The 1,448-nt window shown below is 59.8% G+C and carries 3 protein-coding genes; all 3 read left to right on the top strand.

The window, feature by feature from the left end; genetic code table 11:
- Positions 1-22 precede the first annotated feature (22 nt).
- On the top strand, positions 23-364 hold the full coding sequence (locus QZ332_RS13720) for a hypothetical protein (protein WP_016316827.1): 342 nt from the start codon (positions 23-25) through the stop codon (positions 362-364).
- 1 nt (position 365) lies between these two features.
- A complete protein-coding gene (locus QZ332_RS13725) occupies positions 366-1,067 on the top strand; it encodes an antirestriction protein ArdA (RefSeq protein ID WP_295766466.1) in 702 nt (233 codons plus the stop codon).
- A gap of 104 nt (positions 1,068-1,171) precedes the next feature.
- Positions 1,172-1,448, top strand: a 277-nt coding sequence (locus tag QZ332_RS13730) for a PcfB family protein (protein WP_295766468.1), incomplete at its 3' end; no start/stop codon positions are given.

The following is a 1,448-nucleotide window of genomic DNA, read 5'->3' on the forward strand; positions in this document are numbered from 1 at the left end:
AAAATATCGGAGGTAAACGACTATGAAACGACCCCTTGCTTACATCACCGCCGCTTGGTATGGCGGCGACACGGAAAATGCGGAGCTGGCCGCGCAGTACTGCCGGGCGGTCTACGATGCGGGCTTTGCCCCTATCTGCCCGGCCTTGTTCCTGCCCCTTTTCCTCAATGACGCGGTTCCCGAGGAGCACAAGAGCAGCATCGACATTGGCCGCGACCTGCTCCGCCGCTCCCGGGTGCTGGTGGTGTGCGGGCATACCGTCACCGAGTCCATGAAGAACGACATCGCCGTGGCCCAGCGGCTGGGCATCACCGCCACCACCCTTGAGGGCATCCTGACCGTCAAGGGCCAGGGCCGCCGCTGACGTGGCCGCGCTGTTCGAGGCGTACATCACCAATCTGGGGAAATACAACGAGGGCGAGCTGGTGGGGGAAACGCTGAAATTCCCCACCAGCCCCCAGGCGGTGGAGGCGCTGTTAAAGAATATCGGCGTGGACGGCATACGCTACGAGGAATTTTTCATCACCAGCTTTGACGGCGATGTGCTGGGGCTCTATGACTATCTGGGCGAGTATGAAAATCTGGACGAGCTGAACCATCTGGCCTGCCTGCTCTCGGAGCTCCCCCAAAGCGAGATTGAAAAATTCGAGGCCGCGCTCCATATGGGGGCGCATACCTCCAGCGTGGCGGACATCATCAACCTTGCGGAAAATCTGGACTGCTTTGAATTTTACCCGGAGATTGAAAGCGAGGAGGATTTGGGCCGCTATTTTGCGGAGGATTTGCCGATCCCCGCCGAGCTGAAAGACTACTTTGACTATGAGGCATACGGGCGGGACATATCCATCAACGAGGACGGCCACCTTGCCCCCGGCGGCTATATCGTCCAGACGGGCGATATTAAGGAAGTCTACCACGGGATAGAGGATATTCCCAAGGAGCACAAGGTTTTTGCCCTCCCCCGGCTCTCCATCCGGGAGCAGATGGCCGCCTACAAGGAAGTGATTGACCGTTCCTCTCTGGAGGCTGAACGCAAGCACCCGGAAACGGGCCGGGAGGGGCGGTGACTTCGAGACAAAATGTCCCAAAGGCCGGAGGGCCTATCCCCCATGAAAGGAGGCGGTTTTGATTGATTGACGAGGATGTTTCCCGGCGCACTATCGCGCTATCCATGCGGACGGGAAAGCTGACGGCCCGGGTGCTGGCCTATGCGCTCCGGGCGGCTGGCCGGAAGATACAAAAGGAACGCCGGGCCCACCAGACGCCCCACGGCAGGCAGTCCGTGAAAAAGCTCATGGCCCACGGCGCGGCCACGAACAGCATCGAGCTCACCGGGGCCCCAAAGGAATTTGACCGGGTGGCCCGGAAGTGGAATGTTGACTATGCCTTTTACAAGACCGGGCCGGACAAGTATCTGCTGTTCTTCAAGAGCGGGCAGGCGGACGCAA

It is taken from the genome of uncultured Oscillibacter sp., assembly GCF_910584465.1.
GTDB lineage: Bacteria > Bacillota > Clostridia > Oscillospirales > Oscillospiraceae > Oscillibacter.

What these genes read in the sequence shown, in the direction of transcription:
- QZ332_RS13720 (WP_016316827.1), top strand. Translation starts at nt 23, where the DNA reads ATGAAACGACCCCTTGCTTACATCACCGCCGCTTGGTATGGCGGCGAC.